Below are 15,285 nucleotides of genomic sequence, written 5' to 3'. Positions count from 1 at the left end.
GTCAGCTCGGAGGGTGCCAGCGGACGCCGGGGAAGCGATCGAAGTCGTTGTCGTAGGTGATGACCGTCGCATCGTGCTCGGCAGCCAGGGCTGCCAGGTGGGCGTCGCTCACCAGGTTGCCCCCTGTGCCCACGCCGCCGAGCAGCCCGGCGAGGACGTCTAGATGGCGCGACGTCGGCTCGACGAGCAGCGCGCATGGGCACTCGGTCCACGACCGGACCAGTCCCATGGCGGCGGGCACCTTCAGCGGCCGAGGGAACAGCCCTGGCTTGGTCGCCAGCCTCAAGAAGGCGGTCAAGACCAGCCACGCGAAGCCGACGGTCTCCTGCTCGCTGAGCGCGCCGTCCAGCCACCGCCGGGCCTCTTCATGGTGCGGGTCGGCGGTGTTCGCGGCGTAGAGGAGGACGTTGGCGTCGACCAGCTTCATTTGCCGGCGCGCATCTTCCGGATGAGCTCATCGTCCTCCAAGTCGCCGGCGATCTGAAGGGCCCGATCGAGGTTGACGGTCGGCACGCCCAAGTCGAACGCCGCGGTCCGGAACGGGGTACGGGAGGCGGGGCGCATGGCCCCCTCTCGGATGGCGTCGTTGAGGGCCTGCTTGAAGCTGACGCCGCGCTCGTCCATCCGCCGGCGGACCAGCGCCTCGGTGTCAGGGTCGAGGGTCACCGTCGTTCGCACCCTTGCATCATAGCGTCAGGGGACATGATGCCGTGATGCCTTGAGAGAGAGGGAACCCGGGTCACGTTCGCCGACGCGGTGGACGACCCGCGCTGCATCGGCGTGATCTCGCGCCGTCCACCCCTCCAGGAGAGCTGCTCCGCACCGCTATGGACGTCCTCGGGATCAGCTGTAACGAGGCTCACGAACCGCCGAAGGCGAGAATCTGATGGCCGCCGACACAGCCCTAATCTGCCTTTGACTAGCACTTTCGCGGCTCTAAACGCTGTCCGGCCCTCAGCTGGGCCTCAGCTCATCGGGGTCCGGAGCAGTCACGTTCCGACGTCTCCTACACGACGATCTGCCGGATCGAGAGGGGACATCTCGACCCCGCGACGGGGACCTTGGAGAAGCTGCTGGGGGCCCTGGGCGAGGAACTCGATCTTGGCCGACGCCCATCAGCTTCGGGGCCGCGGCTTGCAGAGCTCACGGATGCGTGGGAACGGGACCGCTCCGGGCAGGACCAACCGGTGTGGCCGCGGCTGCGAGCGTTTCTCGACCACTTGACTCGCCACCCAGAGCTGACGGCGACGGCGATCCGGGCCGCCCCGCCAGCGTCGGGGTCGACTTTCTTCGACAACCTGCTTGCCGGGATAGCGGAGAAGCTCGCTGACGACGCCGGCTGTGCTCGGCCCGCATGGACCAGGCGGATACCTGCGCTCACCGAGCCTTGGAAGGCCGCTCGCCGCATCATGATCCCGTCGTCCAGCCTGTGGCGCGGGAAGGGCTGATGGCCGTCCGGCCACTCGATGGCGCAGCGATCCGGGCACTGGTCGGCGAGGTGGGTGACCGCCTCGCTCCGGCGGGGCCTCAGCACGTCGTGGTCATTGTCGGTGGCTCCCTCCTGGCATGGCACGACCTTCGTGACAGTACGGAGGACGTGGACCGCATTCAGCGCTTCGGCGACGAGCTGCGGGTGGTGATCGCCAGCGTGGCGATGGAGCACGACCTGGCTCCCGATTGGCTGAACGCGAACGCAGCCATGTTCACCCCGGCCTCCTTCGACCGGAGGATGTGCACGGCTCTGCTCGATCGGCCTCGGCTACTGGTCTTGGGGGCACGTATCCGGGACGTGTTCATCATTAAGCTGTACCGAGCCGCCCCGAACGACGTAGCTGACATGATCGTCATGTGGCCTCACACCGGCTTTGCCAGCGCCAGAGAGGTCGTCGAAGCCTTCTACGAGGCCTATCCACTTGCGCCCGACGACGAGTTCCTGGACGAGTTCGTAATCGGGATCGCCGCCCGCGCCGGCCTCGAGTTGCCGAAGGATTGAGGGCTCGTATCACTTGAGGTGGTGGTCCCCCAGGGGCCCCGTGGCCTCACCAACCTGAGTGCTGTCGAAGGCAACAGGTCAGGAGGCCACGGGTGGATGATGAGGTTACGTCGGTGCTGTTCGGGTTGCGCGGGTTCACGCCTGTGCACGCGGCGGAGGACGCTGAGGGCGGGGAGCTGGTGGTGACTGTCGAGACGGCGACGCCGGTGTTGGCGTGCCCGGATTGCGGAGGGTTGAGGACCTCGAGTCGGGGACGGCGCCGGGTGCGTCTGCGTGACATTCCGCATGGAGGTCGGCGGGTGAGGGTGATGTGGTCGAAGCGTCAGCGGCGCTGCGACGACGGCGACTGCGAGCGCAAGACGTTCGTGGAGCAGCATGACCAGGTGGGCCGACGCCGCCGCCAGACCGCCCGCTGCCGGAAGTTCGTGGCCCGCCAGGTCGGCGCCGAGAGCCGGTCGGTGGCCGCGGTGGCCGCCGAGGTGGGCATGGGGTGGTGCGCCGCGAACAGCGTCTATGTGGCAGAGACCGCTGCGGCAGGGATGTGCGACCCCGACCGGCCTGTCACCTGGCTGGGAGTCGACGAGACCGCAGCACGCCGTGGCCGGCGGTACGTGACAACCTGGCTCAAGATTGCTAGGACGTCCGACTAAAGGGTATCCTAGGGGGGTGTCCGCTGACCTCGACGCACCCCGAGAGCTTCACGTTCCCGCCCACCCGGTGCGCTTCGTCACCGCCGCCAGCCTCTTCGACGGTCACGACGCGGCGATCAACATCATGCGCCGGCTCCTGCAGCGCCAGGGGTGCGAGGTCATCCACCTCGGGCACAACCGGTCGGTGGACGAGGTGGTGGCCGCCGCGGTCGAAGAAGACGTCCAAGGCGTCGCGATCAGCAGCTACCAGGGCGGTCACGTCGAGTACTTCAAGTACCTGGTCGACCGGCTCCGGGCCGAAGGCCGGGGCGACGTAAAGGTCTACGGCGGCGGGGGAGGGGTGATCGTCGCCGCGGAACGCGACGAGCTGCACGACTACGGGGTGGCCCGGATTTTCTCCCCCGAGGACGGCCAGACCCTTGGCCTGGCCGCGATGGTCAACACGATGGTCGCGGCGTGCGACCGGCCCCTCGACGTGCCCGCCGGCCTGGTCGGCGAGCTCGATGGCGGCGGCGCCCAGGTCCTGGCCCGCACCATCACCGCGGTGGAAAACGGTGCCCTCCCCGCCGCCGACCTGGACGCGCTGCGGGCCCGTGCCGGGGCCAGCGCCGCGCCGGTCCTCGGCATCACCGGCACCGGCGGCGCCGGCAAGTCGTCGCTCACCGACGAGCTGGTCCAACGCTTCCGGGTCGACCGGGAGGACAAGCTGCGCATCGCGGTCATCGCCGTCGACCCGACCCGGCGCAAGGGCGGCGGGGCGCTGCTCGGCGACCGGATCCGGATGAACGCCCTCGACCCCGACCGGGTGTACTTCCGGTCCCTCGCGACGCGCGGCGCGGCCAGCGAGCTGCCCGACCATCTGGGCGAGGTGATCGCGGCGTGCAAGGCCGCCGGCTACGACCTGGTGATCGTCGAGACGCCCGGGATCGGCCAGGGCGACGCCGCGGTGGTCCCCTTCGTCGACGTGCCGCTCTACGTCATGACCCCGGAGTTCGGCGCCGCGTCGCAGCTGGAGAAGATCGACATGTTCGACTTCGCCGCCGCGGTCGCCATCAACAAGTTCGAGCGGAGGGGCGCCCCCGACGCGCTGCGCGACGTGCGCCGCCTCTTGGCCCGCAACGACGAGTGGATAGGCGTCCCCCGCGAGGAGCTCCCGGTGTTCGGGACCGTCGCGTCGCGCTTCAACGACGACGGGGTCACCGCCCTCTACCAGTACCTGGCCGCCCGGCTCGGCTTCCCGCCCGGCGGCCGCTTGGACCCGGTCGCCACCCGCACCTCGACGCCCGGCGCGGCGGTGGTCCCCCCGGAGCGGACCCGCTACCTGGCCGACATCGCCCACACCGTGCGCTCCTACCACGCCCGCACCGACGACCAGGCCGGCGCGGCCCGGCGGGCCCAGCAGCTGGCCGAGGTGGCCGCCCAGCTCCCCGCGGAGGGCCCGGCCAGGACAGAGGTGGAGAAACTGGCTGCCGACGCGGCCCGGGCCCTCGACCGGGACACCGCCGAGCTGCTCGAGGAGTGGCCGGCGACGGTCGAGGCCTACAAAGCCGACACGGTCGTCGCCGGCGGGGGCACCCACGAGATGTACCGCACCACCCTGTCGGGGACCAGGGTCCCGCGGGTGGCGCTGCCGCGCACCGACGACCACGGTCAGCTGGTCGGGTGGCTTCGGGAGGAGAACCTGCCCGGCCGGTTCCCCTTCACCGCCGGGGTGTTCCCGTTCAAGCGCCAAGGCGAGGACCCGGCGCGGATGTTCGCCGGCGAGGGCGACGCGTTCAAGACCAACCGCCGCTTCAAGCTGCTCTCCGAGGGGCAGCCCGCCACCCGGCTGTCCACCGCGTTCGACTCGGTGACCCTCTACGGATTCGACCCCGCCGAACGCCCCGACATCTACGGCAAGGTCGGCAACTCCGGCGTGTCGATCGCGACCGTCGAGGACATGAAGGTCCTCTACTCCGGCTTCGACCTGTGCGACCCGGCGACGTCGGTATCGATGACCATCAACGGGCCGGCGCCGACCATCCTGGCCATGTTCTTCGCGGCGGCGGTCGACCAGCAGGTGGACCGCTTCGTCGAGGAGGAGGGCCGCGAGCCCGACGCCGCGGAGCGCGAAGAGCTGGCCGCCCGCACCTACAAGACGGTGCGCGGCACCGTCCAGGCCGACATCTTGAAGGAGGACCAGGGGCAAAACACCTGCATCTTCTCCACCGAGTTCTCGCTGCGGGTGATGGCCGACATACAGGAATGGTTCATCGACCACCAGGTCAACAACTTCTATTCGGTGTCGATCTCCGGCTACCACATCGCGGAAGCCGGGGCCAACCCGATCTCGCAATTGGCCTTCACGCTGGCCAACGGGTTCACCTACGTCGAGTCGTACCTGGCCCGGGGCATGGACATCGACGACTTCGCGCCGAACCTGTCGTTCTTCTTCTCCAACGGCATGGACCCCGAGTACAGCGTCATCGGCCGCGTCGCCCGACGGATATGGGCGGTCGCCATGCGCGACCGGTACGGGGCCAACGCCCGCTCGCAGCGCCTGAAATACCACATCCAGACCTCCGGCCGGTCGCTGCACGCCCAGGAGATGTCGTTCAACGACATCCGCACCACCCTCCAAGCCCTGTGCGCGGTGTATGACAACGCCAACAGCCTCCACACCAACGCCTACGACGAGGCGGTGACCACCCCCTCGGAGGACTCGGTCCGCCGGGCCCTGGCCATCCAGCTGGTGATCGCCCGGGAGTGGGGGATGGCCGTCAACGAGAACCCGCTGCAGGGGGCGTTCATCGTCGACGAGCTCACCGACCTGGTCGAAGAAGCGGTGCTGGCCGAGCTGGAGGCGCTCTCCGAGCGCGGCGGGGTCCTCGGCGCGATGGAGACCGGCTACCAGCGGGGCCGGATCCAAGACGAGTCGATGCTCTACGAGACCCGCAAGCACGACGGCAGCCTGCCGATCGTCGGGGTCAACACCTTCCTCGCCCCCCACGCCACCGAGACGCCGACCATCCCCCTGGCCCGCTCCACCGACGAGGAGAAGCAGTCCCAGCTGAAACGCCTCCGGGACTTCCAGGCCGCGCACGCCAACGACCGCCCGGCCATGCTGGAACGCCTGCAAGACGCCGCCCTGAGCGGCGAGAACGTCTTCGCGGTGCTGGTCGACGCGGTGCGGGTGTGCTCGCTCGGCGAGATCACCGACGCGTTGTTCTCCGTCGGGGGTCGCTACCGGCGCAGCGTGTAGCCGGCCCGGCTGAGCACGCCGCTTCGGCGTCGATTGGGGATGCCGGGCGGGTCTGTCGGGCCCTGACGGCCGGTCGGTGGTGCTGAGTGCTACTCGCCGACCGGTCCGTCGGCGAGCTCGACGACAACGTCAAGGTGGCCGAGGTGGCGGGCGTACTCCTGGAGCAGGTGGAACAGGATGCGCTCGAGGGTGGCCGGGTCGTCGCCGTCCCAGCGGGGACCCGGCTGGCCGACGGTGCCCAAGTCGTTGGCCTCGATGATCGTCCGGCTGCGCTGGCCCTGGGCTCGCAGCGCTGAGAGGAGCTGGTCGGCGGTCTCGTCCGTAGAGACATACCACCGCCCGTCGCGCTGGTCTCCCCAAGGGTCGGTGACGTTGCGTCCCGCGAACCCCCACTCCAACCAGCGCAGCTCGACGAAGCTGAGGTGCTTGACCATCTCGAGGGGCGTCCACCCCGACGGCAACCGGCTGATGCGCTGGCCGTCGTGGCCGAGTTGACCTACCTTGTCGATGATCCGGGCCCGGAAGTAGTCGAGGTAGCCGACGAAGACCTCGGAGCGCGAGGAGGTCGGGATCGTGGGACTCGGGAAGGTATCGCTCATCCACCCATCATCGTCGGGCCGCGGCGAGTCTCCGGGCGTGGTTCACGATGCGCGTTCGACGGTGAACATGTAGCAGCCGGCGAGCACGTCGCGGGCGTGGAGATATGCGACGTCGGGCCTCGAGAAGAGCCCGTCGATGACGCTCGGCTGTGACCCGGGAGACATCATGAGCCTCGAGCGCGACGTTCCCACCCCGCTGGGCCAGCACAACGACCATTCGGTCTCGGCGGTCGCCGCCCTCGACGCGTGCGCGGCGAGCCAGGCGCAAAGATCCTCGAAGGCCCGGGTGAAGCGCGATCCCGGTCTCGCCCACGGCACTGCGGCGACGACCACCCCGTGCGCCCGCAGCGCACCCGGGGAGCGTCGGCCTCCAACTCCACCATCACCGTCCCCGGGTCGATCGCCCGCCACCGGCGCCGCCCACCACCCCACACGGGGTGTCAGCGCGGATGGCCAATCAACCCACCCACGAGAACGTCAGTAGACCCAACGTTCGGGCGTTGTGGCTCGGCAGGGTCCGTTTCACCGTCCAGTAACGGCCGGCCAGAAGCGAGGTCTTCACCCGCGGCCTGGTGCCCTTCTCTCGCCCGAACTTGCTGCCCTTGATTGCGTAATCAAGGTTGACGAAAGCGAGTCCTTTGAGCAAGCTGTTGATCATTCGGGGAGATGGTCCTGACCCGATGCTTGTAATTTACGTCTGTCGTGAATTGGAAGACATGTAATTGTCTTTAGGGAGACACAGTCCATGGTGACGAGCCTGATCATGGCTGACGCATGAGGGAGCAGACGGCGCAGTGGCTATTGACCACAATTCTGAAACCGCAGCTCTGTTAACGGTCGGTGAGGAGGAGATAGAGGTTCCTATCCGTATTCCTACGATGGGCCGTCGGGCTTTCGATGTGTCTGCTCTGGCCAAGTATGGCGTCGTGACCTATGACCCCGGCTACTCGGTAACTGCCGCGTATCAGTCGGCGATAACCTTTGTTGACGGCGAGCAAGGGCGCCTCTTCTACCGCGGATACCCCGTCGAGCAATTAGCGACGACGCTGTCCTTCCTCGAAGTCGCCTACCTCCTCATCTACGGTGACCTGCCCGATGGGCGGCAGATGGAGGTGTTCCAGGGCAAGGTGCGCGATCCGCTGGGAAGCCCTCACGTCGGGTTCGACCGGCTCTTCGACTTCTTCCCCTTGACGGCCCATCCCATGATGATGCTGTCGGCTGCGACCAGCGCGCTCTCCAGCTTCAACGACGGCATCGACTGCGATCCGGCGTGCTTCGAGGTGGCGGCGGTCAAACTTCTGGCGGCGATGCCGGTGTTCGCCAGTCATGCGCTTCGTGCTCGTCGCGGTCTCCCTCCGCTGCGCAGCGATCACCGCCTGCCCTACGTAGCGGACTTCCTCCGGTTGTGCTTCGCCCTGCCCGGCGAGGAGTTCACGCCTCATCCGAGCGCGGTGGAGGCGATCAACACCCTCCTGATCCTTCATGCCGACCACGAGCTCAACTGCTCCACCGCCACGCTGCGCCTGGTCGCCTCGAGTGGAGCCGGGTTCTTCGCCGGGGTCACTGCTGCGATCAATGCCCTATGGGGGCATCTCCACGGGGGCGCTAATCAGGCGGTCTTGGACATGCTGCAGGAGATCCTCGCGTCCGGGCGGCCGTTGCAGCATTTCGTGGACCGGGCGAAAGACCCTGCCGACGAGTTCCGCCTAATGGGCTTCGGGCATAGGGTGTACAAGACAACCGATGCCAGGGCCAAGGTGATCCGTCCGTTGGCTCTTCGAGTGGTGCGAGAGTTCGCCCCGGACGACCCGCTGCTTGACCTGGCGCTTCGACTGGAGGATGTCGCGCAGTGCGACGAGTACTTCCTAGCTCGCCGCCTCTACCCGAATGTTGACTTCTACTCGGGCATCATCTACCGGGCACTTGGCTTTCCCGCCGAGATGTTCACTCCGCTATTTGTTCTTGGCCGGGTGCCTGGTTGGATCGCCCACTGGAGGGAATATCTGCTTTCTCCCACCCGCCGGATCGGCCGCCCCGCGCAGCTGTACGTCGGCATGCCCGAGAGGCCTTTGGCTGCGCAGGAGGGCCCGGCATGAGCGCCACCGCGGCGGTCGCGGAGCGCTACAGTAGCCATCGGGATGGCCGCGTGGCGAAGGGTCCCACGGGAGAGATCGTGCCAGGATCGGGATGCCCGGACAAGCCCGAGGATGCGCAAGCCTGCGGCGGCGCAATCGCTCTTGGCGCGGAGGACGTCCGCACGTGGATCGGCGCCGAGGAGGCCGCGAACAGGCTCGGGGTGAAGAGGGAGACGCTCTACGCGTACGTGAGCCGGGGGTTGCTCCGCAAAGAACCGGGTGATGGCCGGAGGAGCCAGTTCCGACGCGACGACGTGGAGCGTCTCGTAGCGCGGGGCCGCAAGACCCAGGCGCGCCGAGGGAGCAAAGGTGTGGTCATCGAGTCGGCGATCACCTTCGTGGACGACGGCGCTCTTTACTACCACGGTGTCGACGCGGTGAAGCTGGCACGGCTGTGGCCGATCGAAGCCGCCGGCCAGTTCATCTGGGACAGCGCCGCCGATGGAGGCTCCAGCGCCGGAGTCGACCCGCCCGGCGACCACCGGGCCTGGGAATATCCCGAGGCTTGGGCCGCGCATCTGGACCTGGTGCACGCCGCCGACGCCGCCGGTAGGATGACCCCACCGCTCGATCGGATCCTGCGGGCCTTCGCCCTGCTTCCCCGGGAACCTGCCGCGTTTCGGATGCCGAGTGGTGGCTACGACTGCCAGGGGTTCGGGCGAGCGGCGGTCGCCTTCGAGATCGACTGTCTGAGCAGCTCGAAACCGGGAGCGCCTCGCAGCCGCAGCCGGGAGGGTCGCCCAGGTGACTCGCTAGCCGACCGGATCGCGTACCAGCTGCTCGGTCCTGACCCGAGCGCCGAGATCCGCTCTCTTCTCCGCACCGCGGTGATCTTGTCGGCCGACCACGGCCTTGCGGTCCCCACCATGTGCGTCCGGCTGGTCGCTTCGGTCGGCGCCGATCCGCTGAGCAGCCTCATGGCTGGCATGTGCGCCATCCGCGGCTCGGAACCGGGGACCGGGTTCCTGGCCATCGAGCGCTTCCTCGCCGCAGGCTCGCCGATGACGTGGTCCCTCCAACCGGACGAAGACGACCCGTGCTCGCCTGGGCGGCTCGGCTTCACCCATACCGTGTACGACCGGGCTGACCCCCGCGCCGAGGAACTCCTTAGCCAGCTCCGGGTGATCTCAACCGAGAGCGATGCCATAGACCGCAAGCGGCTGCAGCGGGCCCTGGCCACGGTCGAACAAGTCCAGACGCGCACCGGACGCCAGCCGAACATCGACTTCGCGCTCGCCACTTTCGCTTACGCAACCCACCTGCCCGAAGGTTCTTCCGAGGCGGTCTTCTGCATCGGACGCTCACTCGGCTGGATCGGCCACCTGATCGAGGCCGGCCGGACATCTGACCGTTACCGACTGCACGAGATCTACACCGGCCCAGGACCCTCCTGAGAGACGTACCCGCCTGAGGAGGTTCCTTCGGGCGGGTGCCTCCAACAAGGGCGCCGGAGGACGTCGTCGCCGGGCACGAAGCGAGGTCATCGCTCACAAGCATTTGTCGCCCAGAAGCAATCGCCGGCATCGGCCATCTACCAGGAGAGACGAGATGCTCGACCGACCGCTTGGTCCCGACCCCTACGACCTGCTCCCGGCGCTGCCCGGTTTCGAGGTGACCAGTGAAGACCTGACCGACGGAGGCACCCTTCCCTTGGACCATGTGTTCTCCGATGCCGGTGGCGGCAACGTCAGCCCCCACCTGGCCTGGTCCGGCTTTCCCGAGGACACCGCCGGCTTCGCGGTCACCTGCTTCGACCCTGACGCGCCGACGGCCAGCGGCTTTTGGCATTGGTCCGTCGTCGGCCTCGGCTCTTGGGTCACGGAGCTGCCCCGGGGGGCCGGCGCCGGTGGGGAGGTCGCGGTTGCAGGCGGCGGCTTCCAGGTGCGCAACGACTTCGGGCGGCGCGGCTATGACGGGGCCGCGCCGCCCAATGGCGACCGCCCGCACCGCTACGTCTTCGCCGTCCACGCCCTTGGCGTCAGCGACCTCGGGCTGAGTCCCGAAGCCACCCCCGCCTATGTCGGATTCAACCTGACGCTCAACGCGCTGGCGCGAGCGAGGATCACCGCGCTCTACCAAGTCGAGTAGCGCCGGGCGCTCACCTGCGACCCCGCGTCAGCTCTGTTTCAAGTAGCGGCATCGTCGGCGTTGCCCGCTCGCTTATCCCCCCGAAGCACAGCAGAGGAGAACTATTCGTGTCCAACCACATCGAGGCTCGACCGGATGTCCCTCATCCGGGGCTGCCCTACCTAGCGCAGAGGGTTGTCGAGGCGGCGCTAGGCATGTATCACGGCTCGATCCAACTGCCGCCGGCAGTCCTGGCCGTGGCGGCCCGGGTCATACAGGACCAGATCGGCATCCAGGTCGGTTGCGCCCGGTTGCCTTGGAGCACCCAGGTCCACGAATACGTGTGCCGTCAGGGCGGAGTGGCTTCTGCGACGGTCGTCGTGCACGGCACGGCCACCTCCCCGGAGCTCGCCGCCTTCGCCAACGCCACGTTCGGCCACGCCCAGGACTTCGACGACACGACACCGCTGGTGCAGACCCATGCCGGGGCGGTCATCGTGCCGGTGGCCCTGGCCATCGGAGAGCAGGTGGGAGCCTCTGGGGCCCAGGTGCTGCGGGCGGTGACGGTCGGCTTGGAGGTGATGCTGCGGGTCGCGCACTCGGTGTCCCCGGACTGCCTGAGAAGCGGCCACCACACGCCTCCTGCAGTCGGGCCATTCGGAGCGGCCATCGCCGCGGGGTTGTTGCAGGGGCTCAGCGCTGAGGAGTTGGCCCACGCGCTGGCGATCGCCGGTAGCTTCTCGGGTGGCCTGACCGAGTACACCCAGACGGGCGGCTCGGTGAAGCGGATGCACACCGCAATCCCCACCACCGCCGGGATCCGGGCGGCGGCCCTGGCGCGCGCCGGCATGACCGGCCCGGTCTCGGTGTTCGAGGGCGCCAAGGGCTTTTGCCGGGTGTTCGCCCAGAACCCCAGCCCGGTTCGCATCGTGGAGGGCTTAGGCGAGGAATTCCTCATCGGCCACATGGGCTTCAAGGCCTACAACTGCTGCTACTTCATTCACGCCCCGCTCGAAGCGTTCACCGATTTGGTGACCGGGTCGGGACTGACGGCGTCTGACATAGACCGCGTCTACGTCGGCACCTCCGCGCATGGCCTGGTCCATGTGGGGAGCATCCCCGAGCCCCACGACGAGGTGGGGGCCCAGTTCAGTATCCACTTCACCGTCGCCCGGTCCCTCTTCTACGACGCACCGGTCATCGACAGCTATGGCCCCGCAGAGCTGGCCGATCAGCGGGTGCGGGAGTTCGCGCGGCGAATCGTGGTCTTCGAGGACGACACCGCGACCCGGGAGTACCCCGACAACTGGGGTGGGGTGGTGGAGCTGATCACCACGTCGGGCGAGCGGCTCACCCGGCGCTGCCGTCACCCGCTCGGGACGCCTCAGCGGCCCATGACACCAGACCAGATGGAAGCCAAGTTCCTCGCCAACACCAGCCCGGTGCTCGGGACGGAGGTCGCGGCCACGGTGCTGTGCATCCTCAGCGACTTAGAGCATGTCCCGACCATCGCCGCGGTGATGCGCCACCTGTGCCCCCAGCCCGTCGGGGATCTCGAAGCAGCGAGCGCGTGAGGCGAAGAGCAGGCGATGTACTCCCCGCATTCCCCAAGGAGATCGGAGCGAATCCCATGAGAACCCTTACCACCGAGCAGATGAACTCCTATGACGAGTACGGCTATGCCGTCGTTGAGGGTGTGCTCTCCGCCGAGGAGCTGGAAGATCTCCGCCGGGTCACCGAAGCATTCTGCGCTCCCGACACCCCGAAGGATCCCGACATCCTCGACATCGGCGAGTACGACGGCCGGCGGTACGTGCGGCGCATCAAGTCCCCGCACCTCCAGCACCCCGTCTTCCGGGGCCTGGTGCGTCACCCCCAAATCGCCGACCTGGTCCAGTGCGTGGTGGGTGAGGACATACGCCTTTACGGGACGAAGATGAACCTGAAGCTTCCCTCGGGAGACGGGGACGCCATCCAGTGGCACCAGGACTGGGCGTACTACCCTCACACAAACACGTCCCTAGTGGCGGTGGGGATCCTGGTCGACGACATGACCGAGGAGAACGGGCCGCTCATGATCGTGCCGGGATCCCACCGCGGCCCCATTCACGACCACCACGCGGAGGGGGTCTTCTGCGGGGCGATCGACCACGAGACCCTCAGCGATGACATCCCAACCGCACGCCAGATCATCGCCCCGGCCGGTTCGATTTCCCTCCACCACGTGATGGCCGTCCATGCCAGCGGACCCAATCACTCGACGCAGCCGCGGCGAGTGATCTTCCACAACTACCGCGCCGCTGACGCATGGCCCCTCGTCGGTTGCGGTGGACCTGGGCACGGGCAGTTCTGTGCTGGGGGTGACTTCTCCGCCTACAACGACCTGATGGTTCGCGGCGTCCCCCGCCAGGTCCGCCTCGAGGCGGTGCCGGTCCGCCTGCCGCTGCCCCGACCGGCCGACGCGTCGTCGGTGTACACGACCCAGAGGCACTTCGGGCGGGACTATTTCAACAGCGCGCGCCGCCAGGCGGTGCGGTCATGACCGTCTTGACCCGCGGAGGCCGTGCCGAGCCCGCTCGGCGGCGGGCCGAGCCGCTGCAAGTCCTCTTCGCCTACCGGGTGCTGTCGAGGGCTTACTTCCATCTGCCGGTCCTGCTGGTCTTCCTGGATCTCCGCCAGTACTCGTTCGAGGCGATCGAGAGCATCCTCGCCCTCTACGGCGTGGCCGTCCTTGCCGCGGGATTCGTGACCGGCCGGGTGAGGAGGACGGCCTCCCCGCGATGGATCCTGACCGTCGGGGAGATCCTGAAGGCCATCGGGATCGTCCTCGTCGGATACACGGCGGGTGGCCTCCTCGGTCTGGTGGTAGGCCAGGTGCTCAACGGCGCCGGCTATGCCTTGACTTCCAGTGTGGAAACCGGGCTGGTGAGCCAGTTGGCCGAGGACCCCTCCGCGGTCGGGAAGATCCAGTCCAACACCCAAGCGTGGATCTTCGCCATGGTGATGGCGAGTGGGATACTCGGCGCGATCATCTTTCAGCACCAGCAGCACCTGGTGTTCGTACTCTCGGTTGTTGCGTGCCTGCTGTCGGCCGTGATCGCGACGAGGGTGGCGACCGGGATCGGGCCGGCGGCCGCCGCTCCCACAGGTTCGTTCGGCGATGCTCCCACGACGGTCTGGAATCGCAAGATCATGTCGTGGGTGGGTTACTACGCAGCGATCCGCAGCGTGAGCCTGGCCGGCTTTGTTGGGATCATCCCCTACCTGCTCTTCGTGAAAGTCCACGTGTCCCTCCCGTTCTTCGGGGCGATGCTGGCGCTGTTCAATATCGGCGCCTTCGTAGTCAACAAGGCGGCGTCGGCGGTGCTGGCGGCCCTCGGAGACCAGGCCCTGGCCGCCGCGACGGTGGTCGCAGTAACCGCGTGCATGCTGCTCCTCGCGGTCTCGCAGGCCTTCGCAGTTGCCGGCCTGGCCATCTTCGTGCTCGGGCTCGGTGCCGGCGCCGCTCGACCCGTCACCCAGCGAGGGCTGAGCGACCTGGCGGCACCGGTCCGGTCGGCGGTGACCGGCCGTATGGAGCAGCTCACCGGTCTGACGAACGCGGCGATCCTCGTGGGGGCGGGGGCCCTCCTGCAGGCGGGGGAGGCCACTTCGCTGCTGGTCGGCCTGGGCCTCGCTCTGCTCGTCGTGGGCTTGATCGTCGTAGCCCTCGGCCGCCCGCCGGCGGCTTCTCCTGCGGACGGGGATCCAGCCCCGGCGCACACGCAAAGAGCACCCGAACGAGCAAGGAGCGAGTCATGACACAGGTGCGAGAGGAATCACCGAGCGCTCTCCGGGAGGCGGCCGCGGTACTCCGAAGCGGGGGAATGGTGGTCGTGCCCTCACGAACCAACTATGCACTGGTATGCGACTACGAGGATCCCCGCTCGATCGCCAATGTGTTCGAAGCGAAGAAGCGAAGCAAGTTCGGTCCCCTCACGCTGGCCATCCCTCGCATCAGCGACCTCGAGGACTACGTGTGGACGGTCCCGGATTTCGGTGCGGCTCATGCCGAAGCCATATGGCCGGCGGAGGTCTCGTTCATCTTCGCCCAGCGCCGCCGCCTCCCTCCCCGGATGACAATGGGGGCCACGACGGTCGCGGTGATGTTCCAACGCGAGTGTGCCCTGCGTCGACTGCTCGACACCTACCAGCGACCGTTGGCCCTGACCTCAGCGAACCTCTCTGGGCAGGGCAACATCACAGTGACCCGGGAGAAGGCCCTGGAGGACGTCGGCGGCGTGGTCGACTTCTTCTTGTACAACGACCGCGTCGACGAGGTGGTCGACACAAAAGCGCAGGGCGTGCAGCCGTCGAACACCATCGTCGACTTCACCTTCGACGCGCCATACCTGGTGCGGCCCGGCGCCTACCCGGTGGAGAAGCTGCGGCCTTGGATCCCTGGGTTGATCGAGGACCCCGCCGCCTACCAAGCGCTGTTGGCCGCCCGGCTCGAGGCGGCGAGGGTCACCGCTGAATAGAGCCGCGTCAGCTCCAGATCGGGAGCCGGTACCCGGCGCGCTGCTGCAATGCGACGGCGGATGGCTGCTGCTCGACACCG

At 67.9% G+C, this 15,285-nt stretch carries 15 protein-coding genes; 10 read left to right on the top strand and 5 right to left on the bottom strand.

Annotated features, from left to right (window positions below; genetic code table 11):
* Position 1: 1 nt before the first annotated feature.
* Positions 2 to 427 (bottom strand): TA system VapC family ribonuclease toxin, encoded by a 426-nt coding sequence (locus tag K6U06_RS18335; RefSeq protein WP_262323414.1) that lies wholly within the window; start codon positions 425 to 427, stop codon positions 2 to 4.
* Positions 424 to 678 carry a hypothetical protein gene (locus tag K6U06_RS18330; protein WP_262323413.1) on the bottom strand — a complete coding sequence of 85 codons (255 nt, stop codon included), beginning with the start codon at positions 676 to 678 and terminating at the stop codon, positions 424 to 426. Before K6U06_RS18330 ends, K6U06_RS18335 begins: the two co-directional genes overlap by 4 nt.
* Positions 679 to 1,354: 676 nt before the next feature.
* Between K6U06_RS18330 and K6U06_RS18325 the strand changes: the two genes are divergently transcribed.
* The 3 genes from K6U06_RS18325 (at position 1,355) to icmF (ending at position 5,884) form a co-directional block, all read left to right on the top strand.
* Complete coding sequence (locus K6U06_RS18325; RefSeq protein ID WP_262323412.1) at positions 1,355 to 1,993, top strand: DUF6036 family nucleotidyltransferase; 639 nt, start codon at positions 1,355 to 1,357, stop codon at positions 1,991 to 1,993.
* 92 nt (positions 1,994 to 2,085) lie between these two features.
* Positions 2,086 to 2,643 (top strand): transposase family protein, encoded by a 558-nt coding sequence (locus K6U06_RS18320; RefSeq protein ID WP_262323411.1) that lies wholly within the window; start codon positions 2,086 to 2,088, stop codon positions 2,641 to 2,643.
* A 16-nt stretch (positions 2,644 to 2,659) separates the two neighbouring features.
* Positions 2,660 to 5,884, top strand: coding sequence for a fused isobutyryl-CoA mutase/GTPase IcmF (icmF, locus tag K6U06_RS18315; protein WP_262323410.1), 3,225 nt, complete (start codon positions 2,660 to 2,662; stop codon positions 5,882 to 5,884).
* Positions 5,885 to 5,973: 89 nt separating this feature from the next.
* On the opposite strand, the gene K6U06_RS18310 is transcribed toward icmF, so the two are convergent.
* From K6U06_RS18310 to K6U06_RS18295, 3 genes are all read right to left on the bottom strand, one after another.
* The gene (locus K6U06_RS18310) at positions 5,974 to 6,483 is read right to left on the bottom strand and encodes a DinB family protein (protein WP_262323409.1); all 510 of its coding nucleotides are present in this window, start codon (positions 6,481 to 6,483) and stop codon (positions 5,974 to 5,976) included.
* 42 nt (positions 6,484 to 6,525) lie between these two features.
* On the bottom strand, positions 6,526 to 6,816 hold the full coding sequence (locus K6U06_RS24820; protein WP_410051089.1) for a helix-turn-helix domain-containing protein: 291 nt from the start codon (positions 6,814 to 6,816) through the stop codon (positions 6,526 to 6,528).
* 124 nt (positions 6,817 to 6,940) lie between these two features.
* A complete protein-coding gene (locus K6U06_RS18295) occupies positions 6,941 to 7,141 on the bottom strand; it encodes a hypothetical protein (protein ID WP_262323408.1) in 201 nt (66 codons plus the stop codon).
* A 268-nt stretch (positions 7,142 to 7,409) separates the two neighbouring features.
* Between K6U06_RS18295 and K6U06_RS18290 the strand changes: the two genes are divergently transcribed.
* The 7 genes from K6U06_RS18290 (at position 7,410) to K6U06_RS18260 (ending at position 15,205) form a co-directional block, all read left to right on the top strand.
* Positions 7,410 to 8,579: a citrate/2-methylcitrate synthase gene (locus K6U06_RS18290; RefSeq protein WP_262323407.1), complete on the top strand. Its 1,170-nt coding sequence runs from the start codon at positions 7,410 to 7,412 to the stop codon at positions 8,577 to 8,579.
* A 50-nt stretch (positions 8,580 to 8,629) separates the two neighbouring features.
* Positions 8,630 to 10,012: a citrate synthase gene (locus K6U06_RS18285; protein WP_262323406.1), complete on the top strand. Its 1,383-nt coding sequence runs from the start codon at positions 8,630 to 8,632 to the stop codon at positions 10,010 to 10,012.
* Between the two features lie 154 nt (positions 10,013 to 10,166).
* Positions 10,167 to 10,706 carry a YbhB/YbcL family Raf kinase inhibitor-like protein gene (locus tag K6U06_RS18280; RefSeq protein WP_262323405.1) on the top strand — a complete coding sequence of 180 codons (540 nt, stop codon included), beginning with the start codon at positions 10,167 to 10,169 and terminating at the stop codon, positions 10,704 to 10,706.
* A 107-nt stretch (positions 10,707 to 10,813) separates the two neighbouring features.
* A complete protein-coding gene (locus K6U06_RS18275) occupies positions 10,814 to 12,259 on the top strand; it encodes an MmgE/PrpD family protein (protein WP_262323404.1) in 1,446 nt (481 codons plus the stop codon).
* Positions 12,260 to 12,315: 56 nt separating this feature from the next.
* On the top strand, positions 12,316 to 13,227 hold the full coding sequence (locus tag K6U06_RS18270; protein WP_262323403.1) for a phytanoyl-CoA dioxygenase family protein: 912 nt from the start codon (positions 12,316 to 12,318) through the stop codon (positions 13,225 to 13,227).
* The gene (locus K6U06_RS18265) at positions 13,224 to 14,486 is read left to right on the top strand and encodes a hypothetical protein (protein WP_262323402.1); all 1,263 of its coding nucleotides are present in this window, start codon (positions 13,224 to 13,226) and stop codon (positions 14,484 to 14,486) included. Before K6U06_RS18270 ends, K6U06_RS18265 begins: the two co-directional genes overlap by 4 nt.
* The gene (locus K6U06_RS18260) at positions 14,483 to 15,205 is read left to right on the top strand and encodes an L-threonylcarbamoyladenylate synthase (protein ID WP_262323401.1); all 723 of its coding nucleotides are present in this window, start codon (positions 14,483 to 14,485) and stop codon (positions 15,203 to 15,205) included. The genes K6U06_RS18265 and K6U06_RS18260 overlap by 4 nt, the downstream gene beginning before the upstream one ends.
* The last annotated feature ends 80 nt before the right edge of the window (positions 15,206 to 15,285 follow it).

Source organism: Acidiferrimicrobium sp. IK, assembly GCF_025499425.1.
Taxonomy (GTDB): Bacteria; Actinomycetota; Acidimicrobiia; order Acidimicrobiales; family Palsa-688; genus Acidiferrimicrobium.
Note: the sequence above shows the minus strand (reverse complement) of the source record. Positions and strands in the feature narration are given on the sequence as shown.

Excerpts from the sequence above, each read along its gene's own strand:
- K6U06_RS18335 (WP_262323414.1), bottom strand. The coding sequence starts at position 427 with ATGAAGCTGGTCGACGCCAACGTCCTCCTCTACGCCGCGAACACCGCC.
- K6U06_RS18325 (WP_262323412.1), top strand. The coding sequence starts at position 1,355 with ATGGACCAGGCGGATACCTGCGCTCACCGAGCCTTGGAAGGCCGCTCG.
- K6U06_RS18310 (WP_262323409.1), bottom strand. The coding sequence starts at position 6,483 with ATGAGCGATACCTTCCCGAGTCCCACGATCCCGACCTCCTCGCGCTCC.
- K6U06_RS18295 (WP_262323408.1), bottom strand. The coding sequence starts at position 7,141 with ATGATCAACAGCTTGCTCAAAGGACTCGCTTTCGTCAACCTTGATTAC.
- K6U06_RS18280 (WP_262323405.1), top strand. The coding sequence starts at position 10,167 with ATGCTCGACCGACCGCTTGGTCCCGACCCCTACGACCTGCTCCCGGCG.
- K6U06_RS18270 (WP_262323403.1), top strand. The coding sequence starts at position 12,316 with ATGAGAACCCTTACCACCGAGCAGATGAACTCCTATGACGAGTACGGC.
- K6U06_RS18265 (WP_262323402.1), top strand. The coding sequence starts at position 13,224 with ATGACCGTCTTGACCCGCGGAGGCCGTGCCGAGCCCGCTCGGCGGCGG.
- K6U06_RS18260 (WP_262323401.1), top strand. The coding sequence starts at position 14,483 with ATGACACAGGTGCGAGAGGAATCACCGAGCGCTCTCCGGGAGGCGGCC.